The 23315-nt window shown below is 64.3% G+C and carries 19 protein-coding genes and 2 pseudogenes; 15 read left to right on the top strand and 6 right to left on the bottom strand.

Features of this window, described 5'->3' with window-relative positions; all coding sequences use genetic code 11:
- Positions 1 to 24: 24 nt before the first annotated feature.
- Together lldD and PA6_RS08270 are read right to left on the bottom strand one after the other, a co-directional pair.
- On the bottom strand, positions 25 to 1170 hold the full coding sequence (gene lldD / locus PA6_RS08275) for an FMN-dependent L-lactate dehydrogenase LldD (protein ID WP_021700449.1): 1146 nt from the start codon (positions 1168 to 1170) through the stop codon (positions 25 to 27).
- 67 nt (positions 1171 to 1237) lie between these two features.
- Positions 1238 to 2931 (bottom strand): annotated as a pseudogene (locus PA6_RS08270) (L-lactate permease).
- A gap of 288 nt (positions 2932 to 3219) precedes the next feature.
- Here PA6_RS08270 and PA6_RS08265 point away from each other — a divergent pair.
- Positions 3220 to 3987, top strand: coding sequence for an FCD domain-containing protein (locus PA6_RS08265; RefSeq protein ID WP_021700447.1), 768 nt, complete (start codon positions 3220 to 3222; stop codon positions 3985 to 3987).
- Between the two features lie 36 nt (positions 3988 to 4023).
- On the opposite strand, the gene smpB is transcribed toward PA6_RS08265, so the two are convergent.
- Positions 4024 to 4506 (bottom strand): SsrA-binding protein SmpB, encoded by a 483-nt coding sequence (smpB, locus tag PA6_RS08260; protein ID WP_021700446.1) that lies wholly within the window; start codon positions 4504 to 4506, stop codon positions 4024 to 4026.
- Positions 4507 to 4634: 128 nt separating this feature from the next.
- Between smpB and PA6_RS08255 the strand changes: the two genes are divergently transcribed.
- On the top strand, positions 4635 to 5069 hold the full coding sequence (locus PA6_RS08255) for a type II toxin-antitoxin system RatA family toxin (protein ID WP_021700445.1): 435 nt from the start codon (positions 4635 to 4637) through the stop codon (positions 5067 to 5069).
- Entirely contained in the window at positions 5062 to 5367 is a 306-nt protein-coding gene (locus tag PA6_RS08250) for an RnfH family protein (protein ID WP_021700444.1), read from the top strand. The genes PA6_RS08255 and PA6_RS08250 overlap by 8 nt, the downstream gene beginning before the upstream one ends.
- 53 nt (positions 5368 to 5420) lie before the next feature.
- Here the strand turns inward: PA6_RS08250 and PA6_RS08245 are convergent, their stop codons facing one another.
- A complete protein-coding gene (locus tag PA6_RS08245) occupies positions 5421 to 5936 on the bottom strand; it encodes an outer membrane protein assembly factor BamE (RefSeq protein ID WP_021700443.1) in 516 nt (171 codons plus the stop codon).
- A gap of 97 nt (positions 5937 to 6033) precedes the next feature.
- Between PA6_RS08245 and fur the strand changes: the two genes are divergently transcribed.
- Positions 6034 to 6444, top strand: coding sequence for a ferric iron uptake transcriptional regulator (fur, locus tag PA6_RS08240; RefSeq protein ID WP_021700442.1), 411 nt, complete (start codon positions 6034 to 6036; stop codon positions 6442 to 6444).
- A 62-nt stretch (positions 6445 to 6506) separates the two neighbouring features.
- Here the strand turns inward: fur and recN are convergent, their stop codons facing one another.
- Entirely contained in the window at positions 6507 to 8177 is a 1671-nt protein-coding gene (gene recN / locus PA6_RS08235) for a DNA repair protein RecN (RefSeq protein ID WP_021700441.1), read from the bottom strand.
- Positions 8178 to 8321: 144 nt separating this feature from the next.
- Here recN and grpE point away from each other — a divergent pair.
- The 8 genes and pseudogenes from grpE to PA6_RS08195 all read left to right on the top strand — a co-directional run.
- Positions 8322 to 8891: pseudogene (grpE, locus tag PA6_RS08230) on the top strand (nucleotide exchange factor GrpE); the annotation flags it as partial.
- 108 nt (positions 8892 to 8999) lie between these two features.
- The gene (gene dnaK, locus PA6_RS08225) at positions 9000 to 10916 is read left to right on the top strand and encodes a molecular chaperone DnaK (protein WP_043216450.1); all 1917 of its coding nucleotides are present in this window, start codon (positions 9000 to 9002) and stop codon (positions 10914 to 10916) included.
- A 113-nt stretch (positions 10917 to 11029) separates the two neighbouring features.
- A complete protein-coding gene (dnaJ, locus tag PA6_RS08220; RefSeq protein ID WP_021700438.1) occupies positions 11030 to 12157 on the top strand; it encodes a molecular chaperone DnaJ in 1128 nt (375 codons plus the stop codon).
- A 10-nt stretch (positions 12158 to 12167) separates the two neighbouring features.
- Entirely contained in the window at positions 12168 to 12971 is an 804-nt protein-coding gene (gene dapB / locus PA6_RS08215) for a 4-hydroxy-tetrahydrodipicolinate reductase (protein ID WP_021700437.1), read from the top strand.
- Positions 12972 to 13156: 185 nt separating this feature from the next.
- Complete coding sequence (gene carA, locus PA6_RS08210; protein WP_021700436.1) at positions 13157 to 14293, top strand: glutamine-hydrolyzing carbamoyl-phosphate synthase small subunit; 1137 nt, start codon at positions 13157 to 13159, stop codon at positions 14291 to 14293.
- Between the two features lie 36 nt (positions 14294 to 14329).
- The gene (gene carB / locus PA6_RS08205) at positions 14330 to 17551 is read left to right on the top strand and encodes a carbamoyl-phosphate synthase large subunit (protein ID WP_021700435.1); all 3222 of its coding nucleotides are present in this window, start codon (positions 14330 to 14332) and stop codon (positions 17549 to 17551) included.
- A complete protein-coding gene (gene greA / locus PA6_RS08200; RefSeq protein WP_021700434.1) occupies positions 17548 to 18024 on the top strand; it encodes a transcription elongation factor GreA in 477 nt (158 codons plus the stop codon). The genes carB and greA overlap by 4 nt, the downstream gene beginning before the upstream one ends.
- Before the next feature lie 10 nt (positions 18025 to 18034).
- Entirely contained in the window at positions 18035 to 18436 is a 402-nt protein-coding gene (locus tag PA6_RS08195) for a hypothetical protein (protein ID WP_043216457.1), read from the top strand.
- Between the two features lie 22 nt (positions 18437 to 18458).
- Here the strand turns inward: PA6_RS08195 and yhbY are convergent, their stop codons facing one another.
- The gene (yhbY, locus tag PA6_RS08190; protein WP_021700432.1) at positions 18459 to 18770 is read right to left on the bottom strand and encodes a ribosome assembly RNA-binding protein YhbY; all 312 of its coding nucleotides are present in this window, start codon (positions 18768 to 18770) and stop codon (positions 18459 to 18461) included.
- Between the two features lie 401 nt (positions 18771 to 19171).
- Here yhbY and ftsH point away from each other — a divergent pair, with 401 nt between their 5' ends.
- The 3 genes from ftsH to glmM are packed head-to-tail and all read left to right on the top strand — an operon-like array spanning position 19172 to position 23290.
- Positions 19172 to 21076 carry an ATP-dependent zinc metalloprotease FtsH gene (gene ftsH / locus PA6_RS08185; RefSeq protein WP_021700431.1) on the top strand — a complete coding sequence of 635 codons (1905 nt, stop codon included), beginning with the start codon at positions 19172 to 19174 and terminating at the stop codon, positions 21074 to 21076.
- A gap of 9 nt (positions 21077 to 21085) precedes the next feature.
- Positions 21086 to 21937, top strand: a complete 852-nt coding sequence (gene folP, locus PA6_RS08180; protein WP_021700430.1) for a dihydropteroate synthase — start codon at positions 21086 to 21088, stop codon at positions 21935 to 21937.
- A 15-nt stretch (positions 21938 to 21952) separates the two neighbouring features.
- Complete coding sequence (gene glmM / locus PA6_RS08175; protein WP_021700429.1) at positions 21953 to 23290, top strand: phosphoglucosamine mutase; 1338 nt, start codon at positions 21953 to 21955, stop codon at positions 23288 to 23290.
- Positions 23291 to 23315: the final 25 nt, after the last annotated feature.

Raw genomic sequence — 23315 nt, 5'->3', positions numbered from 1 at the left:
TGGCAGAGGGAACGAAAGCGGGCGTCAAACGCCCAGTTCACGCACCAGCGAGTCGCGGCTGATCTCGGCGATCGACTTGGCGCCGGTCAGGACCATGGCCACGCGCATCTCTTTCTCGAACAGGTCGAGCAGGTTGCTCACTCCCGCGCCACCGGCGGCGGCCAGGGCGTAGACGAAGGCGCGGCCGAGCATCACGCCATCGGCGCCGAGGGCGAGCATGCGCACCACGTCGAGGCCGGTGCGGATGCCAGAGTCGGCGAGAATCTTCAGCTCGCCCTTCACCGCGTCGGCGATGGCCGGCAGGGCGCGGGCGCTGGACAGCACGCCGTCGAGCTGGCGGCCGCCATGGTTGGATACGACGATGCCGTCGGCGCCGAATTTCACCGCGTCCTTGGCATCCTCGGGGTCGAGAATGCCCTTGATCACCATCGGGCCTTCCCAGAAGTCGCGGATCCACTCCAGGTCTTTCCAGGAGATCGATGGATCGAAATTGGCCCCCAGCCAGCCGATATAGTCGGCCAGGCCGGTGGGGTTGCCACGGTAGGTGGAGATGTTGCCGAGGTCATGCGGCTTGCCCAAGAGGCCCACGTCCCAGGCCCAGGCCGGGTGGGTCATGGCCTGCAGCACCCGGCGCAGGGCGGCGTTGGGGCCGCTCATGCCGGAGTGGGCGTCACGGTAGCGCGCGCCGGGGGTGGGCATGTCGACGGTGAACACCAGGGTGGTGACGCCGGCGGCCTTGGCCCGCTCCAGGGCGTTGCGCATGAAGCCGCGGTCCTTCAGGACATAGAGCTGGAACCACATCGGCCGGCTGATCGCCGGGGCGACTTCTTCGATCGGGCACACCGAGACGGTGGACAGGGTGAAGGGAATGCCCTTGTCTGCCGCCGCCTTGGCCGCCTGCACCTCGCCGCGGCGGGCGTACATGCCGGTCAGACCGACCGGAGCCAGGGCCAGCGGCATGGCCAGTTTCTCGCCGAACAGCTCGGTGGACAGGTCCAGCTCCGCCATGTTCTTCAGCACACGCTGGCGCAGGGCGATGCCGGCCAGGTCCTCGACATTGCGCTTGAGCGTGTACTCGGCATAGGCGCCGCCGTCGATGTAGTGGAACAGGAAGGGCGGCAGCTTGCGTCGTGCGGCTTCGCGGTAATCGGTGGAGGCGGAGATGATCATCGGTAGGCTTCCGTCGAGTCTCGAAAGAACGATGCCCCGTCCTGGGACGGGGCGTTGTCGGGCTGGGTCAGCGCGCCAGCAGCGGGTCGCCGATGCCCAGGCCATAGATGGCGAACAGGGCGATCAGGCCGGTGAACAGCACGTAGTACAGGGTTGGCCAGACGGTCTTGCGCAGCGTGGTGCCTTCGCGTCCGAGCAGGCCGACCGTGGCCGAGGCGGCCACCACATTGTGGATGGCGACCATGTTGCCGGCCGCCGCGCCGATGGCCTGCACGGCAACCACCAGTGCGGTGGAGATGCCCAGGTTGTGCGCCACGCCGAACTGGAACTGCGCCAGCATCATGTTACTCACGGTGTTGGAGCCGGCGATGAAGGCGCCAAGTGCGCCGACGCTCGGCGCCAGCAACGGGTAGATGCCGCCGACGCTGTCGGCCACGTAACGCGCCATGGTGATCGGCATGCTGGCCAGTTCCGCGCTGTTGACCCCGGAGTTGATCAGGATGCGCACCATGGGCACGGTGAACAGCAGAACGAAGCCGGCGCCGAGCAGCACGCCGGTCGATTCCTTCACCGCGGCGCCCAGCTCGCGCACCTTCATGCCATGCAGGAAGAAGGTGGCCAGCACCACGGCGACCAGGATGCCGCCGGGCAGGTACAGCGGCATGAAGTCGGCCTTGATGCCGGTCTCGCCGAGGATGTCGGGGAACACCAGTACCACGGACTTCAGCGCGGCGCCGACTTCCGGGAATACCCGGCTGACCACCAGCAGGGCGCCGACCAGCACGTAGGGCAGCCAGGCGCGCAGGGTGCTCATGGGTTTGACGGTGAGGCTGTCGAGCTTCATTTCGATGCTGCCCAGCCACTCGCTCGGCCATTCGCTGGCCGGGGCGAAATCCCAGGTCTTCTTCGGCACCAGGAAACCCAGGCGTGCGGCGCTGCAGACGATGGCCAGGCCGACCAGGCCGCCCAGCAGGGAAGGGAACTCCGGGCCGAGGAATACGCCGGTGGCGGCATAGGGCAGGGTGAAGGCCAGGCCGGCGAAAATCGCGAAGGGCAGCACTTCGAAGCCGGCCTTCCAGCTTTTCTCACGGCCGAAGAAACGGGTCAGCATCAGCACCATGATCAGCGGCATCAGGGTGCCGACCGTGGCATGGATGATCGCCACTTCGCTGGTGATCAGCTGCAGGTAGGCCTCCCAGCTGGAACCCTGGGCAGTCAGTTGCGCACCGATGCCGGCGCTGTCCAGGCCGGTGTTGAGGCCGACCAGGATCGGCGTGCCGACCGCGCCGAAGGACACCGGCGTGCTCTGCACCAGCATGCCGAGGATCACTGCGGCCAATGCCGGGAAACCAATGGCCACCAGCAGCGGCGCGGCAATTGCGGCCGGAGTACCGAAGCCGGAAGCGCCCTCGATGAAGCAGCCGAACAGCCAGCCGATGATCAGCGCCTGGATACGGCGGTCCGGGCTGATGGTGGCGAAGCCGGCGCGGATCGCGGTGATGCCGCCGGAGTGCTTGAGGGTGTTGAGCAGCAGGATGGCGCCGAAGATGATCCACAGCACCCCGCCGGTGATCACCAGGCCCTGGACGGTGGAGGCGAGGATGCGGTTGAAGCTCATGTCCCACACGGTCAGGCCGATGCCGGCGGTGAGCAGATAGACCAGCGGCATGGCGCGCTTGGCCGGCCAGCGCAGGCCGATCAGCAGCACTGCGGCCAGCAGGATGGGGAAAAAGCGAGAAAGGCTAGCAGTCCGGAGGACATGTTCGGTACTCCGTTCAGTGGCCTGCCGCACGCGGCAGTGAGTGGACGAAAAGCATCTGGGTTACCTCGGCGCATTCTTGGAATTGTTCGGTGCGCTCTGAGAAATTGGTAATACCAATTTACAAAGTAGCCAGGCCAGAGTAAAAGTTGAATTCCCTGCCTGTCAATTTGAGGGGCTGCGACTTTGGTCGAAGTGCCCGCTATTGTGGGGCCCGCGTCGGGCCTTTAGGCTTGGCGAAAAGCCCCGGCGCAGAGGCGTTCGGGTGGTCAAACCAGTAGGAGCGGGTTATGGATGTGGGGCAGGTTCGTCAGCGCCGTCTATCGGATGACATCGTCGAGCGCCTGGAAACCATGATCCTCGAGGGGGCTCTCAAGGCCGGTGGGCGCCTGCCGGCTGAACGGGTATTGGCGGAGCGTTTCGGCGTTTCACGGCCGTCGCTGCGCGAGGCGATCCAGAAGCTGGTGGCCAAGGGCTTGCTGGTCAGCCGCCAGGGCGGCGGCAACTATGTGGCGGCGGAGCTGGGTTCGACCTTCAGCGACCCATTGCTGCATTTGCTGGAGAGCAATCCGGATGCGCAGCGCGACCTGCTGGAGTTTCGCCACACCCTGGAGGGCTCCTGTGCCTTCTATGCGGCGCAGCGCGCCACGCCTGTCGATCACGAGCGCCTGCGCGCCGCCTTCGATGAACTGCAGCGCTGCTATGCGCCGAACAGCAAGGCCAGCCGGGCGGAGGAGGGCGCCGCCGATGCGCGTTTCCACCTGGCGATTGCCGAGGCCAGCCACAACGCCGTGCTGCTGCATACCATCCGCGGGCTGTTCGACCTGCTCAAGCACAACGTGGTGACCAACATCGGTGGCATGTACCTGCAGCGCAGCGAGACCCGCGACCGCCTGCGCGAACAGCATCAGGCGCTGTTCGAGGCGATCATCGAGCGGCGCGCGGATGCGGCGCGCGACTTGTCGCACCAGCACATCCACTACGTGCAGGAGGTGCTGGCCGAGGCGCAGCAGGAGGTCAAACGGTTGGAGCGGGCGCAGCGGCGCCAGGGACTGTAGGGCAGCAATGAAAAAGGGCGGATGACCGCCCTTTTCTTATTCTTCCTTGCCCTTGTTGCGCATGACGCGGGAGATCTCGCGATCGGAGTCGCGTTCCTTCTCCGTGGCGCGTTTGTCGAATTCCTTCTTGCCCTTGGCCAGGGCAATCTCGCACTTGATCAGGTGCTTCTTCCAGTACAGCGCCAGGGCTACGCAGGCGTAGCCTTTCTGCTGCACGGCACCGAACAGCTTGCCCAGCTCGCGCTTGTGCAGGAGCAGCTTGCGGGTGCGGGTCGGGTCGGCAATCACGTGGGTGCTGGCGGTTTTCAGCGGCGTGATGTGGGCGCCGAACAGGTAGGCCTCGCCGTCCTTGAGCAGCACGTAGCTGTCGACCAGCTGGGCCTTGCCTGCGCGCAGGCTCTTCACTTCCCAGCCGGACAGGGCGATGCCGGCCTCGAATTTGTTTTCGATGGAATAGTCGTGCAGCGCCTTTTTGTTCAGCGCGATGGTCCCGGTGGGATGTTTCTTCTGTTTGGCCATAGGGCGCGCATTATAGGGAGTCGGCGCGTCCCTGGCGACAGGCGCGCTTGAGGGGGCTGGTCGAATTCCGCACAATGCGCGCTCCGTGGCGCCGGCAGCCGGCGCAGCAGTTCAGGAATCCAAGGCTGATGAGCACCCGCATTCAACGCTCGGCCCTGTTGCCTTACCCGGCGCAGGCTCTCTACGACCTGGTCAACGACGTGGCCAGTTATCCGCAGTTCCTGCCCTGGTGCGCGGCGTCGGTAGTGCTGGAGGCCAGCGAGAGCGAGATGCGCGCCACCCTGACGGTGGCTAAGGGCGGTATGAGCCAGCAGTTCACCACGCGCAATGTGCTGACGCCGGGTGCGTCCATCGAGATGCGCCTGGTCGACGGGCCGTTTTCCCAGCTGCATGGTCTCTGGGAGTTCAAGGCGTTGGGCGACAAGGCCTGCAAGATCAGCCTGGACCTGACCTTTGATTACGCCGGGCCGCTGGTCAAGGCGACCTTGGGGCCGCTGTTCACCCAGGCTGCCAATACCATGGTCGATGCCTTCTGCCAGCGGGCCAAGCAGCTTCATGGCTGAGATCGAGGTCGAGGTGGTTTATGCTCAGGCCGGCGAGCAGCGGCTGCTGTGCCTGCGTGTGCCGGCAGGCACTACGGTGCGCGAGGCGGCACTGCGTTCAGCCATGGACGAGCATTTCCCCGGCCTCGATCTGAGCAGCGCGCCGCTGGGTATTTTCGGCAAGCTGGTGGCCAAGCCGGAGGCGCGCGCGCTCGAAGCCGGCGACCGGGTGGAGATCTACCGCCCGCTGCTCGCCGATCCCAAGGAGGTGCGCAAGGCGCGCGCGGCGCGAGCGAAGGCGGCGCGGCAGGCGGACTGAGTTGCGCAGGCATGAAAAAGCCCGGCATGACCGGGCTTTTTTCTGCGAGCCGTTTACTGCGGCTGCGGGTCCAGCGGTTCCGGAATCGGCACCGGGATCGGCTCGGCGGCGTCGACTTCGTCCTGGATCTGTTCCAGCAGCGAGCCGGGCTTGGCCGGTTCGTCCCGAACTTCGGTCTGCGGCTGCTGCACGCTGGTGTCGCTGCCCTCGCCGAGGATTTCCTGGTCGCGGCTGACGCCCGGCATGAAGTCGCCGGCCAGGCCGATGAGCTGGTCTTCGCCGTCGAACATCAGGCTGATGCGTTCCTGGTAGCGCTGACGGCCACCGGGCTGGATGCTGTACAGATAGTCCCAGCGCTTGGCGTGGAAGGTATCGGTGATCAGCGGATTACCCATGATAAACCGCACTTGGCGTTGGGTCATTCCAGGCTTCAACTGGTCTATCATGTCCTGCGTAACGACATTGCCCTGCTGGATGTCGATCTTGTAGACCCCGGGAAACGAACAGCCGGCGAGTGCGAACAGACCCACAAGGGTGAGGCTGGGCAGCAAGAGCTTGGTGTTTTGCATCGGTGGGTGACTTCCACTATCTTGGCTGGGCAAATTAAACCCCGATCATACCCGCATTAACGGGAGCTGCGAAGCAGCAACCACGAGAAAGCAGACCATGGTTGAAAACAGCGAACTGCGCAAGGCCGGCCTCAAGGTCACCCTGCCGCGTGTGAAGATTCTGCAGATGCTCGATTCGTCCGTCTCCGGACAGCGCCACATGAGCGCCGAGGATGTGTACAAGGCTCTGATGGAAGCCGGTGAAGACGTGGGCCTGGCCACCGTCTACCGTGTACTGACCCAGTTCGAGGCCGCCGGCCTGGTCGAACGCCACAACTTCGACGGCGGTCATGCCGTATTCGAGCTGGCCGATGGCGGTCACCATGATCACATGGTCTGCGTGGATTCCGGCGAGGTCATCGAGTTCTTCGATCCGGAGATCGAGAAGCTGCAGAAGGAAATCGTCAAACAGCACGGTTTCGATCTGGTCGACCACAATCTGGTGCTGTACGTGCGCAAGAGAAAGTAAGCGCAGGTCTCAGCCGAATAAAAAAGGCGCCCGATGGGGCGCCTTTTTTATTGCTGGCTTTTTCAGGCCTGGGCCTTGGTCACCATCTTGCGCGCATGGGCCAGGGATTCCTCGGTCAGGTCGACGCCGCCGAGCATGCGAGCAATCTCCTCGACTCGGCCTTCCGGCGTCAGGCTGGCGACTGCCGTCTGCGTGCTGTCCTGGCCGCGCGCCTTGTGCACGAACAGGTGCTGGTGACCCTGGGCGGCTACCTGCGGCAGGTGGGTAACGGTCAGCACCTGGCCGCGCTCGCCGAGACGACGCAGCAGCTGGCCGACCACTTCGGCGGTGGGGCCGCCGATGCCGACGTCGACTTCGTCGAACACCAGGGTCGGCACGCGCGAGGTCTGTGCGGTGATCACCTGGATGGCCAGGCTGATCCGTGACAGCTCGCCGCCGGAAGCGACCTTGGCCAGGGATTTCAGCGGCTGGCCGGGGTTGGCGCTGACCAGGAATTCCACCTGTTCCAGCCCCTGCGGTTGCGGCTCGTCGCTGCTGCCCGCCTGCAGTTCGATGCTGAAACGCCCGCCCGGCATGCCGAGGGTCTGCATCTCCGCCTGCACCGCCTCGGCCAGGCGACCGGCAGCCTGCTGGCGCAGGGCGCTCAGTTCATCGGCTTTCTCCCGGTAGTGACGTTCATAGGCGGCCAGTTCCTCGCCGAGGCGCTCGACCGCCTCGTCGTCGGCGTTCAGGCCTTCCAGTTCCTGCAGCAGGCGCTGCTGCAGTTCGGCCAGCTCGAAGGGCTGCACCCGGTGCTTGCGCGCCAGGCCGTAGATGGCATCCAGGCGCTCCTCCAGCAGTTGCTGGCGCTGTGGGTCGGCATCGAAGTGATCGATGAAGCGGTTCAGTTCGCCGATCGCTTCCTCGACCTGGATCTGCGCGCTGGCCAGCAGGTTGGTGGCTTCGCCCAGTGCCGGCTGGTCGCTGAAGCCGCCCAGGCGGTTGAGGCTGGCGGTCAGTGCCGACAGTACGTTGCCGGCATCGCTCTCGCTGCACAGGTCGAGTACCTGGCGACAGGCGCTGAGCAGTTGCTCGGCATTGCTCAGGGCCTTGTGCTCCTGCTCTAGCTGTTCCAGTTCGTTGTCGCCCAGGGCCAGGTTCTCCAGCTCTTCCAGCTGGTAGCTGAGCAGCTGATGACGGGCGCGTTGCTCGTCGCCGCTAGAGGACAGCCGCTGCAGTTCCTGGCGGGTCTGGCGCCAGCGCTGCGCGGCCAGCTGCACCTGGCGCGCCAGTTCCTGGCTGCCGGCGTACTCGTCGAGCAGGCGGCGGTGGGTGTCGGGTTTGAGCAGCGACTGGTGTTCGTGCTGGCTGTGGATGTCGATCAGCAGTTCGCCGAGGGCCTTGAGATCGCCCAGCGGGCAGGGTGCGCCGTTGATGTAGCCGCGCGAGCGGCCTTCGCTGGTGATGACCCGGCGCAGAATGCACGGGCCGTCATTGTCCAGGTCGCGTTCGGCCAGCCAGGCGCGGGCTTCGGCGATGTCCTCCAGGTCGAAGCTGGCGAGGATATCCGCCTTGTCCGCGCCGGGGCGGACCACGCCGCTGTCGGCGCGGTCGCCCAGGGCCAGGCCGAGGGCGTCGAGCATGATCGACTTGCCGGCGCCGGTTTCGCCGGTGATCACCGACATGCCGCGCTGCAGTTCCAGGTCCAGATGTTCGACGATGGCGTAGTTGTGAACGGACAGGTGCACCAGCATGGAGAGCGCTCCCAAAAGTTTGTGCTGGGTATTTATACAGTGTTTTGTTTTGTCTGGGCAATAACCCTTGAAACCCTGTGCGCGGCCCCCATATAGGCGGCAAGAAGCGCGGGCCATGACCCGCCGACGTTTAATCAGGAGGACCCAATGGCAGACGAACAGACCCTGGACACCAACCCGCAAGAGCAGCAGGCGAACGAAGCGCTCGCCGGCGACGAGCTGGCTGCGCGCGTGCAGAGCCTCGAAGAGCAGCTGGCCGCTGCCCAGGATCAGTCCCTGCGCATGGCTGCGGACCTGCAGAACGTGCGCCGCCGCGCCGAGCAGGACGTGGAGAAGGCGCACAAGTTCGCCCTGGAGAAGTTTGCCAACGACCTGCTGCCGGTGGTCGACAGCCTGGAGCGCGGCCTGGAACTGACCAGCGCCGTCGATGAGGCGAGCAAGGCCATCCGCGAAGGCATGGAGCTGACCCTCAAGCTGTTCCTCGACACCCTCAAGCGTTACCAGCTGGAGGCGGTCGATCCGCACGGCGCGCCGTTCAATCCGGAGCATCACCAGGCCATGGCGATGGAAGAGAGCATCCACGCCGAGCCGAACACCGTCCTCAAGGTGTTCCAGAAGGGTTACCTGCTCAATGGCCGCCTGCTGCGTCCGGCCATGGTGGTGGTGAGCAAGGCGCCGCTGACCCCGCCGCCGTCGATCGACGAGCAGGCTTGAAATAGTTCGCGGCGACCCCATCTACAAGGCAAGCGATTCATTAGCTGACGGCGGGCAACCTGGCACGCCGTACTCAAGGTTAAAGACACAGTTTCGGAGACAATGAACATGGGCAAGATCATCGGTATCGACCTGGGAACCACCAACTCCTGCGTCGCCATTCTGGAAAACGGTAACGTCAAGGTCATCGAGAACGCCGAAGGCACTCGTACCACCCCGTCCATCATCGCCTACACCAATGACGGCGAGATCCTGGTCGGCCAGAGCGCCAAGCGCCAGGCCGTGACCAACCCGCACAACACCCTCTACGCGGTGAAGCGTCTGATCGGCCGCCGCTTCGAGGAAGACGTGGTGCAGAAAGACATCAAGATGGTTCCCTACAAGATCGCCAAGGCCGACAACGGTGACGCCTGGGTGGAAGTGAAGGGCCAGAAGATGGCACCGCCGCAGATCAGCGCCGAAGTGCTGAAGAAGATGAAGAAGACCGCCGAGGACTACCTGGGCGAGCCGGTCACCGAGGCGGTGATCACCGTTCCGGCCTACTTCAACGACAGCCAGCGCCAGGCCACCAAGGACGCCGGCCGCATCGCCGGTCTGGACGTCAAGCGCATCATCAACGAGCCGACCGCCGCGGCCCTGGCCTACGGCATGGACAAGGCCAAGGGCGACCACACCGTGATCGTCTATGACCTGGGCGGCGGTACCTTCGACGTGTCGGTGATCGAGATCGCCGAAGTCGATGGCGAGCACCAGTTCGAAGTACTGGCCACCAACGGTGACACCTTCCTCGGTGGTGAAGACTTCGATATCCGCCTGATCGACTACCTCGTCGACGAGTTCAAGAAAGAGTCCGGTATCGACCTGAAAGGCGATCCGCTGGCCATGCAGCGCCTGAAAGAGGCGGCCGAGAAGGCCAAGATCGAGCTGTCCTCCAGCCAGCAGACCGACGTCAACCTGCCGTATATCACCGCCGATGCGACCGGTCCGAAGCACCTCAGCGTGAAGATTTCCCGCGCCAAGCTGGAAGCCCTGGTCGAGGACCTGGTTGCTCGTACCATCGAGCCGTGCCGCATCGCCCTGAAGGACGCCGGCCTGGACGTCGGCAGCATCGACGAGGTGATCCTGGTCGGTGGTCAGACCCGCATGCCGCTGGTGCAGCAGAAGGTCGCCGAGTTCTTTGGCAAGGAAGCGCGCAAGGACGTCAACCCGGACGAAGCCGTGGCCATCGGTGCTGCCATCCAGGGCGCCGTGCTGGCTGGTGACGTCAAGGACGTGCTGCTGCTCGACGTCTCCCCGCTGACCCTGGGCATCGAGACCATGGGCGGCGTGATGACTCCGCTGATCGAGAAGAACACCACCATCCCGACCAAGAAGTCGCAGGTGTTCTCCACCGCCGACGACAACCAGAGCGCCGTGACCATCCACGTGCTGCAGGGCGAGCGCAAGCAGGCCGTGCAGAACAAGTCGCTGGGCAAGTTCGACCTGGCCGAGATCCCGCCGGCCCCGCGTGGCGTGCCGCAGATCGAAGTGACCTTCGACATCGATGCCAACGGCATCCTGCACGTGTCCGCCAAGGACAAGGCCACCGGCAAGCAGCAGTCGATCGTGATCAAGGCCAACTCCGGTCTGTCCGACGAGGAAATCGAACGCATGGTGCGTGACGCCGAGGCCAACGCCGAGGAAGACCGCAAGTTCGAGGAGCTGGCCGCGGCCCGCAACCAGGGCGACGGTCTGGTCCACGCCACCCGCAAGATGATCACCGAGGCGGGCGACAAGGCCACTGCCGACGAGAAGGCGGTCATCGAGAAGGCCATCGGCGACCTGGAAGTAGCCCTCAAGGGCGACGACAAGGCCGAGATCGAGGCCAAGATCAACGCTCTGTCCGAAGCCACCACCCCGCTGGCGCAGAAGATGTACGCCGAGCAGCCGCAGCCGGGCGCTGCCGCCCAGGGCGCCGAGGGTGCCAAGGACGCGGCCGACGATGTCGTCGATGCCGAGTTCGAAGAGGTCAAGGACAACAAGTAAGCCCCGCTTACTAGGGTGCCAGCCGGCCGCGCTGCGGTCGGCGATTCTCCGCGCGGGGGCTTGCTCCCGCGTTGGCGTGTCTGGAGCCTGTGAATCAGAGGTGTTGAGGATTTATGGCCAAACGTGACTATTACGAAGTGCTCGGAGTCGAGCGCGGCGCCAGCGAGGCGGAGCTGAAGAAGGCCTACCGCCGCCTGGCGATGAAGTACCACCCGGACCGCAACCCGGACGACAAGGGCGCCGAAGAGAAATTCAAGGAGGCCAACGAGGCCTACGAGGTGCTCTCCGACGCCGCCAAGCGCTCGGCCTACGACCAGTACGGCCACGCCGGGGTCGATCCGCAGATGGGCGGCGGCGGTGCCGGCGGCTTCGGTGGCGCCAACTTCTCCGACATCTTCGGTGATGTGTTCAGTGATTTCTTCGGTGGCGGCCGTGGCGGCTCGCGTGGCGGTGCCCAGCGCGGCAGCGACCTGCGTTACACCCTCGAGCTGGACCTGGAAGAGGCGGTGCGCGGTACCACCGTGACCATTCGCGTGCCGACCCTGGTCGGTTGCAAGACCTGCGATGGCTCGGGCGCCAAGAAGGGCACTAGCCCGGTGACCTGTACCACCTGCGGCGGCATCGGCCAGGTGCGCATGCAGCAGGGCTTCTTCTCGGTGCAGCAGACCTGCCCGCGCTGCCACGGCAGCGGCAAGATGATCACCGACCCCTGTGGCAGCTGCCATGGTCAGGGCCGCGTGGAAGAGAGCAAGACCCTGTCGGTCAAGGTGCCGGCGGGCGTCGACACCGGTGACCGCATTCGCCTGTCTGGCGAGGGCGAGGCGGGCTCGCATGGTGGCCCGGCCGGCGACCTCTACGTGGTGGTCAACGTGCGCGAGCACCCGATCTTCCAGCGCGACGGCAAGCACCTGTACTGCGAAGTGCCGATCAGCTTCGCCGACGCGGCGCTGGGCGGCGAGCTGGAAGTGCCGACGCTGGATGGCCGGGTCAAGCTGAAGATCCCGGAAGGCACCCAGACCGGCAAGCTGTTCCGCCTGCGTGGCAAGGGCGTGGCCCCGGTGCGTGGCGGCGGTGCCGGCGACCTGCTGTGCAAGGTAGCGGTGGAAACCCCGGTCAACCTGGACAAGCGCCAGCGCGAGCTGCTGGAAGAGTTCCGTAAGACGCTGGAAGGCGACAGCTCCCACTCGCCCAAGGCCAGTGGCTGGTTCGATGGGATGAAGCGTTTCTTCGGCGATATTTAAGGAATCGGCTATGCGACGTATTGCAGTGATGGGCGCCGCCGGGCGCATGGGCAAGATCCTCATCGAGGCGGTCGGCCAGGCGGAAGGCGCCAAGCTGACTGCTGCCGTGGATCGCCCGGACAGCAGTCTGATCGGTGCCGATGCCGGCGAGCTGGCGGCGCAGGGCAAGATCGGCGTTACCCTGGCGGGTGACCTGAATGCCGTGCTCGATCAGTTCGACGTGCTGATCGACTTCACCCACCCTTCGGTGACCCTGAAGAACCTGGAAATCTGTCGGCGCGCCGGCAAGGCCATGGTCATCGGCACCACCGGTTTCTCGCCGGAGGAGCGGCAGCAGCTGGAGGCGGCGGCGCAGGAGATCCCGATAGTCTTCGCCGCCAACTACAGCGTGGGCGTCAACCTCTGCCTGAAACTGCTGGATACTGCCGCGCGAGTGCTGGGCGACGATGTCGATATCGAGATCATCGAAGCGCACCACCGGCACAAGGTCGACGCGCCGTCCGGTACCGCGCTGCGCATGGGTGAGGTGGTGGCCAACGCCCTGGGGCGTGACCTGCAGAAGGTCGCGGTCTATGGTCGTGAAGGCCAGACCGGCGCGCGCGAGCGCGAGACCATTGGTTTCGCCACCGTGCGTGCCGGCGACGTGGTGGGTGACCACACCGTGCTGTTCGCCGCCGACGGCGAGCGCGTGGAGATCACTCACAAGGCTTCCAGTCGCATGACCTTCGCCAAGGGCGCGGTGCGCGCGGCGCTGTGGCTGCAGGCACAGCCGGCCGGTCTTTATGACATGCAGGACGTGCTGGGCCTGAACTGAAATACCTTTTTGGTCCATGCAATTGCTGGACCGAAAAGGGCTTTTCCTGTAAGCTGCCCGCTTTAGTGTGTCCACTAAAAGTAACGCAGAATGAATCAGATAAAGAAGCGGGGTGACGGTCAATACGTCATCCCGCTTTTTTACAACCTGCGTTTGAACAAGCAGCAGATCTAAGGGAGGTCTTCTTGACTAAGCCAGCCATACTCGCACTCGCTGACGGCAGCATTTTCCGCGGCGAAGCCATTGGTGCCGATGGCCATACCATTGGTGAGGTGGTGTTCAACACTGCCATGACCGGCTATCAGGAAATCCTCACCGATCCTTCCTATGCCCAGCAGATCGTCACCCTGACCTACCCGCATATCGGCAACACCGGCACCACGCCGGAAGACGCCGAATCCAACCGCGTGTGGGCCGCCGGCCTGATCATTCGCGACCTGCCGCTGATCTCCAGCAACTGGCGCGACAAGCAGCCGCTGGATCAGTACCTGAAGGAAAACGGTACTGTCGCCATTGCCGGCATCGATACCCGTCGCCTGACCCGCATCCTGCGCGAGAAGGGTTCGCAGAACGGCTGCATCCTGGCTGGCGACGACGCTACCGAAGAGAAAGCGCTGGAACTGGCGCGCAGCTTCCCCGGCCTGAAGGGCATGGACCTGGCCAAGGTGGTCAGCTGCACCGAGCGCTACGAATGGCGCTCCAGTGTGTGGAATCTGAAAACCGACAGCCACCCGGAAATCGCCGCCAGCGAGCTGCCCTACCACGTGGTTGCCTATGACTACGGGGTCAAGGTCAACATCCTGCGCATGCTGGTCGAGCGCGGCTGCCGCCTGACCGTGGTGCCGGCGCTGACTCCGGCCAAGGACGTGCTGGCGCTGAACCCGGACGGCGTGTTCCTCTCCAACGGCCCCGGCGACCCCGAGCCGTGCGACTACGCCATCGCTGCGATCAAGGAAGTGCTGCAGACCGAGATCCCGGTGTTCGGCATCTGCCTCGGCCACCAGCTGCTGGCTCTGGCCTCCGGTGCCAAGACCCTGAAGATGGGCCACGGCCACCACGGCGCCAACCACCCGGTGCAGGACCTGGATTCCGGCGTGGTGATGATCACCAGCCAGAACCACGGCTTCGCCGTGGACGAAGCCAGCCTGCCGGGCAACCTGCGCGCCACTCACAAGTCGCTGTTCGACGGCACCCTGCAGGGTATCGAACGCACCGACAAGGCGGCATTCAGCTTCCAGGGGCACCCGGAAGCGAGCCCGGGCCCGCACGACGTGGCCCCGCTGTTCGATCGCTTCATCGAAGCCATGGCCAAGCGCCGCTAAGCCCCGCCGACTGACCCAAGGATTCGAGTAAGAAACATGCCAAAACGTACAGATATCAAAAGCATCCTGATCCTCGGCGCCGGCCCCATCGTCATCGGCCAGGCCTGCGAGTTCGACTACTCCGGCGCCCAGGCCTGCAAGGCCCTGAAGGAAGAAGGCTTCCGCGTCATCCTGGTGAACTCCAACCCGGCCACCATCATGACCGACCCGGCCATGGCCGACGCCACCTACATCGAGCCGATCAAGTGGGCCACCGTGGCCAAGATCATCGAGAAGGAGCGTCCGGACGCGCTGCTGCCGACCATGGGCGGCCAGACCGCGCTGAACTGCGCGCTGGACCTGGAAAAGCACGGCATCCTGGAAAAATTCGGCGTCGAGATGATCGGTGCCAACGCCGACACCATCGACAAGGCCGAAGACCGTTCGCGCTTCGACAAGGCGATGAAGGACATCGGTCTGGCCTGCCCGGTTTCCGGCATCGCGCACAACATGGAAGAAGCCTACGGCGTGCTGGAGAAGGTCGGCTTCCCCTGCATCATCCGTCCGTCCTTCACCATGGGCGGCACCGGCGGCGGCATCGCCTACAACCGTGAAGAATTCGAAGAAATCTGCGCCCGCGGCCTGGATCTGTCGCCGACCAGCGAGCTGCTGATCGACGAATCGCTGATCGGCTGGAAGGAATACGAGATGGAGGTGGTCCGCGACAAGAAGGACAACTGCATCATCGTCTGCTCTATCGAGAACTTCGACCCGATGGGCGTGCACACCGGTGACTCGATCACCGTGGCGCCGGCGCAGACCCTGACCGACAAGGAATACCAGATCCTGCGCAACGCCTCCCTGGCGGTGCTGCGCGAGATCGGCGTGGAAACCGGCGGTTCCAACGTGCAGTTCGGCATCTGCCCGAACACCGGTCGCATGGTCGTCATCGAGATGAACCCGCGCGTGTCGCGTTCCTCGGCGCTGGCCTCCAAGGCCACCGGCTTCCCGATTGCCAAGATCGCCGCCAAGCTGGCCGTGGGTTACACCCTCGACGAGCTCTCCAACGACATCACCGGCGGTCGCACCCCGGCTTCGTTCGAGCCGGCCATCGACTACGTCGTCACCAAGATCCCGCGTTTCGCCTTCGAGAAGTTCCCGAAGGCCGACGCCCGCCTGACCACCCAGATGAAGTCCGTGGGTGAAGTCATGGCCATCGGTCGTACTTTCCAGGAATCCCTGCAGAAAGCCCTGCGCGGTCTGGAAGTCGGCGTCGCCGGTTTCGATCCGAAGCTCGATCTGGCCGACCCGGAAGCCGAGAGCACCCTGCGTCGCGAGCTGACCGTGCCCAGCGCCGAGCGTATCTGGTACGTCGCCGACGCCTTCCGCGCCGGCAAGAGCGTGGCAGAGGTGTTCGAGCTGACCCGTATCGACGAGTGGTTCCTGGTGCAGATCGAGGATCTGGTCAAGGACGAGGAGAAGGTCAAGACCCTCGGCCTGTCCGCCATCGACTTTGAGCTGATGTTCAAGCTCAAGCGCAAGGGCTTCTCCGACGCGCGCCTGGCCAAGCTGCTCGGCGTCTCCGAGAAGAGCCTGCGTGCCCACCGCCACAAGCTGAAAGTGCTGCCGGTGTACAAGCGCGTCGACACCTGCGCCGCCGAGTTCGCCACCGACACTGCCTACATGTACTCGACCTATGAGGAAGAGTGCGAGGCCGCGCCGTCCAGCCGCGACAAGATCATGATCCTCGGCGGCGGTCCCAACCGTATCGGCCAGGGCATCGAGTTCGACTACTGCTGCGTGCATGCCGCGCTGGCGATGCGTGAAGACGGTTACGAGACCATCATGGTCAACTGCAACCCGGAAACCGTCTCCACTGACTACGACACCTCCGACCGCCTGTACTTCGAGCCGGTGACCCTGGAAGACGTGCTGGAAATCGTCCGCGTCGAGCAGCCGAAAGGCGTGATCGTGCAGTACGGCGGCCAGACCCCGCTGAAGATTTGCCGCGCCCTGGAAGAAGCCGGCGTACCGATCATCGGCACCAGCCCCGAGGCCATCGACCGCGCCGAAGACCGCGAGCGCTTCCAGCAGATGGTCCAGCGCCTCGGCCTGCGCCAGCCGGCCAACGCCACCGCGCGCAGCGAAGACGAGGCCCTGGCTCTGTCCAAGGGCATCGGCTACCCGATGGTGGTGCGTCCGTCCTACGTGCTGGGCGGTCGGGCGATGGAAATCGTCTACCAGGAAGAAGAGCTCAAGCGCTACATGCGCGAAGCGGTGAAAGTGTCCAACGACAGCCCGGTGCTGCTGGACCGCTTCCTCAACTGCGCCATCGAGGTGGACGTGGATGCGGTGTGCGACGGCGAGACCGTGGTGATCGGCGCGATCATGCAGCACATCGAACAGGCCGGCGTGCACTCCGGTGACTCCGCCTGCTCGCTGCCGCCTTACTCGCTGCCGGCACACATCCAGGACGAGATCCGTGAGCAGGTCAAGAAGATGGCCCTGGAGCTCGGCGTGGTCGGTCTGATGAACGTGCAGATGGCCGTGCAGGGCGAGGACATCTACGTCATCGAAGTGAACCCGCGCGCCTCGCGTACCGTGCCGTTCGTCTCCAAGTGCGTCGGCGAGTCGCTGGCCAAGGTGGCGGCCCGCGTGATGGCGGGCAAGAGCCTGGCCGAAGTGGGTTACACCCAGGAAATCATCCCGCCGTTCTTCAGCGTCAAGGAAGCGGTGTTCCCGTTTGCCAAGTTCCCGGGCGTCGACCCGATCCTCGGCCCGGAAATGAAGTCTACCGGCGAGGTCATGGGTGTCGGCGACAGCTTCGGCGAGGCCTTCGCCAAGGCACAGCTGGGCGCCAGCGAGATCTTGCCGAACTCCGGCTGTGCGTTCATCAGCGTGCGCGAAGACGACAAGCCGGAAGCCGTGCAGGTCGCGCGTGACCTGGTGGCGCTGGGCTTCGAAGTCGTGGCCACTGCGGGCACCGCCAAAGTGATCGAGGCGGCCGGTCTGCCGGTGCGCCGGGTGAACAAGGTGACCGAAGGTCGTCCGCATGTCGTCGACATGATCAAGAACGACGAAGTCACCCTGATCATCAACACCACCGAGGGGCGTCAGTCCATCGCTGACTCCTACTCGATCCGTCGTAACGCTCTGCAGCACAAGATCTACTGCACCACCACCATCGCGGCGGGGCAGGCGGTCTGCGAGGCGCTCAAGTTCGGTCCCGAGAAGACCGTGCGCCGGCTGCAGGATCTGCATGCAGGAATCAAGGCATGAACAAGTACCCCATGACCGTCCAGGGCGCTCGCGCCCTGGAAGAGGAACTCGCGCACCTGACCAAGGTGCGCCGCCCCGCGCTCAGCCAGGCGATTGCCGAGGCTCGTGAGCTGGGTGACCTCAAGGAGAATGCCGAGTATCACGCCGCTCGTGAGGAGCAGGGCATGGTCGAGGCGCGCATCCGTGATATCGAGGGGCGCTTGCAGCATGCGGTGGTGATCGACGTCACCACCATCCCGCACAGCGGCAAGGTGATCTTCGGCACCACCGTTGATATCGCCAACTGCGAAACCGACGAGACCGTGACCTACCAGATCGTTGGCGAGGACGAGGCCGACATCAAGATCGGCAAGCTGTCGGTCAGCTCACCCATCGCCCGTGCCCTGGTTGGCAAGGAGGAGGGTGACGTGGTGGCGGTTAAGACCCCCAGCGGCCTGGTCGAGTACGAGATTGTCGAAGTCCGTCATATTTAAGCGCCAACCGCTGCGCGCGGGCGCCATCAGCTGGCAGCTGGCCCAGACCTTCTGGGTTGGCGGCCTCTGGCTGCTGCACTTCGTGATGCTGCCGGCGCTGGAAAAGATGGGCCTGGCGCCGCTGCTGATCGAGGAGGTCGACGCGGCGCTGAGTCCCTTGCTCATCGGTTTTGCTGCATTCTGCGTGCTGGTGCAGGGAATGGTGCTGGTGCAGGCGCACGGGCTGTCCAGTCTGTGGCGCGAGTTGCGCGGCCAGTTGCTGCTGATCGTGCTGGCCATGGCGCTGGCGTTCTTCGCCGTGCGCTACTGGCAGCCGGATGCCGCACGCTGGTTGCTGTTCAACTACCTGGTGCTGGCGCTGTGCGGTCTGGTGCTGGTGTTGCAGCCGCTGCCGGGGCAGCGGAGCGAGTGAGGCGCGGTCGCTAGGCGAGCCTTCAGGCCTGGTAGCGATGGATGTTGGACAGGTTCTTGTTCGGCTTGGGGTTCTTGCGATAGATCAGTGCCATCTTGCCGATCACCTGGACCAGCTCGCAGCGGCCAACGCTGGCCAGTTCGTCGATCAGGGCGCGGCGGTCGTCACGCTCGGTGAGGCGAAACTGCACCTTGATCAGCTCATGATCGTTGAGCGCGCGCTCCAGCTCGGCCAGTACGCCCTCGGTCAGGCCGTTCTCGGCCACGATCAATACCGGTTTCAGGTGGTGGCCGATAGATTTGAAGTGTTTCTTCTGTTCGTTGGTAAGCGCCATAATCTGACCCTGTTGCAATGGGAGGCGGCTCCGTGCGATGGGACCGACTCCGGTCTACCCATCTCGTGTCCGGCGCGCCGGTCGAAAAGTCGCGTAGTCTACCCGAGCCGGCACGGTCGCGCCCGTTTCTATTCGTGCGGGAAGCTTCAGATTAGCCTGCGTTGTCCGGATAGGCCTTGTGATTGCCGATATGGCCCCCATTAAGGGTGGAAACGCCCTCCATGCTCTGCATCTAGACTGGTATTGGCACTGTGAGCTCCGGTCGAGGTCTCATAAAGGGTTACAGACGGCTCCTGCCTGTGGCGGGGGTTGTGTAGTAAGTTAGGCTGGTACTCCACCAGCCGTCATGTGAAACGTGTTTCAGGACGGGGCTCGTTTCCGAGGGTAGCGAATTGAACGACATGGCAAAGAACCTGATCCTCTGGCTGATCATCGCAGCCGTCCTGGTCACGGTGATGAACAACTTCTCCAGCCCGAGCGATACCGGCAAGCTGAACTATTCCGAGTTCATCCAGCAGGTTCAGGAAGGCAAGGTCAAACAGGTCACTGTCGATGGCTACATCATCAGCGGCAAGAACCTGGATGGCACCACCTTCGAAACCGTGCGTCCGGCCATCGAGGATCGTGGCCTGATCAAGGATCTGATCGACAACAATGTCGAGATCGTCGGCAAGCAGCCGGAGCGCCAGAGCATCTGGACCCAGCTGCTGGTAGCCAGCTTCCCGATCCTGGTGATCATTGCCGTGTTCATGTTCTTCATGCGCCAGATGCAGGGCGGCGGCGGTGGCCGTGGCGGCCCGATGAGCTTCGGCAAGTCGAAGGCGCGCCTGCTCTCCGAGGATCAGGTCAAGACCACCCTGGCGGACGTCGCCGGTTGCGACGAGGCCAAGGAAGAGGTCGGCGAGCTGGTCGAGTTCCTGCGTGATCCGGGCAAGTTCCAGCGTCTCGGTGGCCGCATCCCGCGCGGCGTGCTGATGGTCGGCCCGCCCGGTACCGGCAAGACCCTGCTGGCCAAGGCCATTGCGGGCGAGGCCAAGGTGCCGTTCTTCACTATCTCTGGTTCCGACTTCGTCGAGATGTTCGTCGGTGTCGGCGCCAGTCGTGTGCGTGACATGTTCGAGCAGGCCAAGAAGCATGCGCCCTGCATTATCTTCATCGACGAAATCGACGCCGTCGGTCGCCACCGTGGCGCCGGTCTGGGCGGCGGTCACGACGAGCGTGAGCAGACCCTCAACCAGCTGCTGGTGGAGATGGATGGCTTCGAGATGAACGATGGCATCATCGTCATCGCCGCCACCAACCGTCCGGACGTGCTCGACCCGGCGCTGCTGCGCCCGGGGCGTTTCGATCGCCAGGTGGTGGTCGGTCTGCCGGATATTCGTGGTCGCGAGCAGATCCTGAAAGTGCACATGCGCAAGGTGCCGATTGGCGACAACGTCGAGCCGGCGGTGATCGCTCGCGGTACCCCTGGCTTCTCCGGTGCTGACCTGGCCAACCTGGTCAACGAGGCCTCGCTGTTCGCCGCTCGCGCCAGCAAGCGTCTGGTTGAGATGAAGGAGTTCGAGCTGGCCAAGGACAAGATCATGATGGGCGCCGAGCGCAAGTCCATGGTCATGTCCGAGAAGGAGAAGCTCAATACCGCGTATCACGAGGCAGGTCACGCCATCGTTGGTCGCCTGGTGCCGGAGCATGATCCGGTCTACAAGGTGTCGATCATCCCGCGCGGCCGCGCCTTGGGCGTCACCATGTTCCTGCCGGAAGAGGATCGCTACAGCCTGTCCAAGCGCGCCCTGACCAGCCAGATCTGCTCGCTGTTCGGTGGCCGTATCGCCGAAGAGATGACCCTCGGTTTCGACGGGGTCACCACCGGTGCCTCCAACGACATCATGCGGGCCACTCGGCTGGCGCGGAATATGGTGACCAAGTGGGGCCTGTCCGAGAAGCTCGGTCCGCTGATGTACGCGGAGGAGGAGGGCGAGGTGTTCCTCGGTCGCAGTGCCGGCAGTCAGGCCACCAATGTGTCTGGCGAGACCGCCAAGGCCATCGACGAGGAAGTTCGCAGCATCATTGATGGCTGCTACGGCACCGCCAAGCGTCTGCTGGAAGAGAATCGTGACAAGCTGGACATGATGGCCGATGCGCTGATGAAGTACGAGACCATCGATGCCGACCAGATCGACGACATCATGTCTGGTCGTACCCCGCGCGAGCCGCGTGACTGGCAGGGTGGTTCCGGTACGCCGGCCGCCAAGGAGCAGGCGGAGCGTCCGGAAACCCCGATCGGCGGTCCGGCTGGCGAGCACTAAGGCCGGCGAATGATTGTTCCGCAGTACTCGCCCCGGCTGCCCTGTGGCAGCCGGGTGCTCGATCTGGCCCAGCCTCAGGTGATGGGCATTCTCAATGTCACGCCCGACTCGTTTTCCGATGGCGGTCGTTTCGCTGCCCGTGATGCGGCGCTGCGCCATGCGGCCGAGATGGTGGCGGCTGGCGCAACCCTGATCGACGTGGGCGGCGAATCCACTCGTCCTGGTGCCCGGCCGGTTTCTCCCGTGGAGGAACTTGAGCGGGTCGCTTCCGTGGTTGAGGCGATTGCCGCCGAGCTGGACGTGATCATTTCTCTTGATACCTCGACGCCTGCTGTCATGCGTGAGGGCGCTCGCCTCGGTGCGGGGTTGATCAACGATGTGCGCGCGCTGCGCCGTGATGGTGCCCTGGAGGCTGCGGCCGATACCGGTCTGCCGGTGTGTCTGATGCACATGCTGGGCGAGCCGGGCAATATGCAGCAGAATCCTCACTATCAGAATGTGGTGGCCGAGGTTTGCGACTTCCTTGTACAGCGCATGGCGGCCTGTGCCGAGGTGGGTATCCCCGCTGAGCGAGTCGTGCTCGACCCGGGATTCGGGTTCGCCAAGACCCTGGCGCACAATCTGAGTCTGTTCAAACACCTTGACGCACTGCATGTGCTGGGGCGGCCGCTGTTGGTGGGCGTGTCGCGCAAGAGCATGATCGGGCAGGCTTTGGGGCGAGAGGTGCATGAGCGTCTCCCTGGGGGGCTGGCGCTGGCGGCCCTGGCGGTGGCCAAGGGCGCCTGCATCCTGCGCGTCCATGACGTAGCCGAGACTGTTGATGCGGTGCGCATGGTCGCCGCCGTGCAGGCCGCAGAATAAGAAGTTGGAGTGACTATGAGCAGAAAATACTTCGGTACCGACGGTATCCGCGGGCCTGTTGGCCAGTTTCCCATCACTCCCGAGTTCATCCTCAAGCTGGGTTGGGCGGCCGGTATGGCCTTTCGTCGTCAGGGCAAGTGCCGCATCCTGATCGGCAAGGACACCCGCATCTCCGGCTACATGTTCGAGTCGGCCCTGGAGGCCGGTCTGGTGGCGGCCGGGGCCGACGTGATGCTGCTGGGGCCGATGCCGACGCCGGCCATCGCCTACCTGACCCGTACGTTCCAGGCCGATGCCGGTATCGTCATCAGCGCCTCGCACAATCCGCACCACGACAACGGTTTCAAGTTCTTCTCCGGCAAGGGCACCAAGCTGCCGGACGAGATCGAACTGATGATCGAAGAGCTGCTCGACCAGCCGATGAGCGTGGTGGAGTCGGATCAGATCGGCAAGGTGTCGCGGATCAACGATGCCGCCGGGCGCTACATCGAGTTCTGCAAGAGCAGCGTGCCGAGCAGCACCAGTTTTGCCGGGCTCAAGCTGGTCATCGACTGTGCTCATGGTGCCACCTACAAAGTGGCGCCCAGCGTCTTCCGCGAGCTGGGTGCGCAAGTCTCGGTCCTCTCGGCGCAGCCTAACGGTCTGAATATCAACGACAACTGTGGTTCGACCCATGTCGAGTCGCTGCAGGCCGAGGTGTTGGCCCAGCATGCCGACCTCGGCATCGCCTTCGATGGCGATGGTGATCGCGTGCTGATGGTGGATCACACCGGCGCGGCGGTCGATGGCGATGAGCTGCTTTACATCATTGCCCGCGACCTGCAGGAGCGCGACCGGCTTCATGGCGGCGTGGTCGGCACCCTGATGAGCAATCTCGGGCTGGAGCTTGCGCTGGGCGAACTGAAGATTCCTTTCGTCAGGGCCAAGGTCGGCGACCGCTACGTCATGGCTGAGCTGCAGGAGCGCGAATGGCAGTTGGGTGGCGAGAACTCCGGGCATCTGGTGTGCTGCCAGCACACCACCACCGGTGATGCGATCATTGCTGCATTGCAAGTCCTGATGGCGCTCAAGCGCAGCGGGCAGATTCTTGCCGAGGCGCGTCAGGCGGTACGCAAGTGCCCGCAGGTGCTGATCAATGTGCGTTTCTCTGGTGACGTCGATCCGGTCGAGCATGTTGCGGTCAAGGATGCCTGTGCCCGCGTGACCGACCTGATGGCGGGGCGCGGGCGCGTATTGTTGCGCAAGTCCGGTACCGAGCCGTTGGTGCGCGTCATGGTCGAAGGTGATGACGAAGCCCAGGTGCGCGCCTATGCCGAAGAGCTGGCCAAGGTGGTTGGCGAGGTTTGTGCCTGAATCGGCTTGCGAGGGTAGAGGCTCT

Origin of the sequence: Aquipseudomonas alcaligenes NBRC 14159 (genome assembly GCF_000467105.1) — a bacterium.
GTDB classification, from domain to species: Bacteria; Pseudomonadota; Gammaproteobacteria; order Pseudomonadales; family Pseudomonadaceae; genus Aquipseudomonas; species Aquipseudomonas alcaligenes.
The sequence above is the reverse complement of the archived record's forward strand: the minus strand, read 5'-3'. Positions and strand labels throughout refer to the sequence as shown.

What these genes read in the sequence shown, in the direction of transcription:
- dnaJ (WP_021700438.1), top strand. Translation starts at nt 11,030, where the DNA reads ATGGCCAAACGTGACTATTACGAAGTGCTCGGAGTCGAGCGCGGCGCC.
- PA6_RS08265 (WP_021700447.1), top strand. Translation starts at nt 3,220, where the DNA reads ATGGATGTGGGGCAGGTTCGTCAGCGCCGTCTATCGGATGACATCGTC.
- carB (WP_021700435.1), top strand. Translation starts at nt 14,330, where the DNA reads ATGCCAAAACGTACAGATATCAAAAGCATCCTGATCCTCGGCGCCGGC.
- folP (WP_021700430.1), top strand. Translation starts at nt 21,086, where the DNA reads ATGATTGTTCCGCAGTACTCGCCCCGGCTGCCCTGTGGCAGCCGGGTG.
- ftsH (WP_021700431.1), top strand. Translation starts at nt 19,172, where the DNA reads ATGGCAAAGAACCTGATCCTCTGGCTGATCATCGCAGCCGTCCTGGTC.
- dapB (WP_021700437.1), top strand. Translation starts at nt 12,168, where the DNA reads ATGCGACGTATTGCAGTGATGGGCGCCGCCGGGCGCATGGGCAAGATC.
- PA6_RS08250 (WP_021700444.1), top strand. Translation starts at nt 5,062, where the DNA reads ATGGCTGAGATCGAGGTCGAGGTGGTTTATGCTCAGGCCGGCGAGCAG.
- fur (WP_021700442.1), top strand. Translation starts at nt 6,034, where the DNA reads ATGGTTGAAAACAGCGAACTGCGCAAGGCCGGCCTCAAGGTCACCCTG.
- PA6_RS08245 (WP_021700443.1), bottom strand. Translation starts at nt 5,936, where the DNA reads ATGCAAAACACCAAGCTCTTGCTGCCCAGCCTCACCCTTGTGGGTCTG.
- smpB (WP_021700446.1), bottom strand. Translation starts at nt 4,506, where the DNA reads ATGGCCAAACAGAAGAAACATCCCACCGGGACCATCGCGCTGAACAAA.
- PA6_RS08255 (WP_021700445.1), top strand. Translation starts at nt 4,635, where the DNA reads ATGAGCACCCGCATTCAACGCTCGGCCCTGTTGCCTTACCCGGCGCAG.
- recN (WP_021700441.1), bottom strand. Translation starts at nt 8,177, where the DNA reads ATGCTGGTGCACCTGTCCGTTCACAACTACGCCATCGTCGAACATCTG.
- greA (WP_021700434.1), top strand. Translation starts at nt 17,548, where the DNA reads ATGAACAAGTACCCCATGACCGTCCAGGGCGCTCGCGCCCTGGAAGAG.
- yhbY (WP_021700432.1), bottom strand. Translation starts at nt 18,770, where the DNA reads ATGGCGCTTACCAACGAACAGAAGAAACACTTCAAATCTATCGGCCAC.
- glmM (WP_021700429.1), top strand. Translation starts at nt 21,953, where the DNA reads ATGAGCAGAAAATACTTCGGTACCGACGGTATCCGCGGGCCTGTTGGC.
- dnaK (WP_043216450.1), top strand. Translation starts at nt 9,000, where the DNA reads ATGGGCAAGATCATCGGTATCGACCTGGGAACCACCAACTCCTGCGTC.
- lldD (WP_021700449.1), bottom strand. Translation starts at nt 1,170, where the DNA reads ATGATCATCTCCGCCTCCACCGATTACCGCGAAGCCGCACGACGCAAG.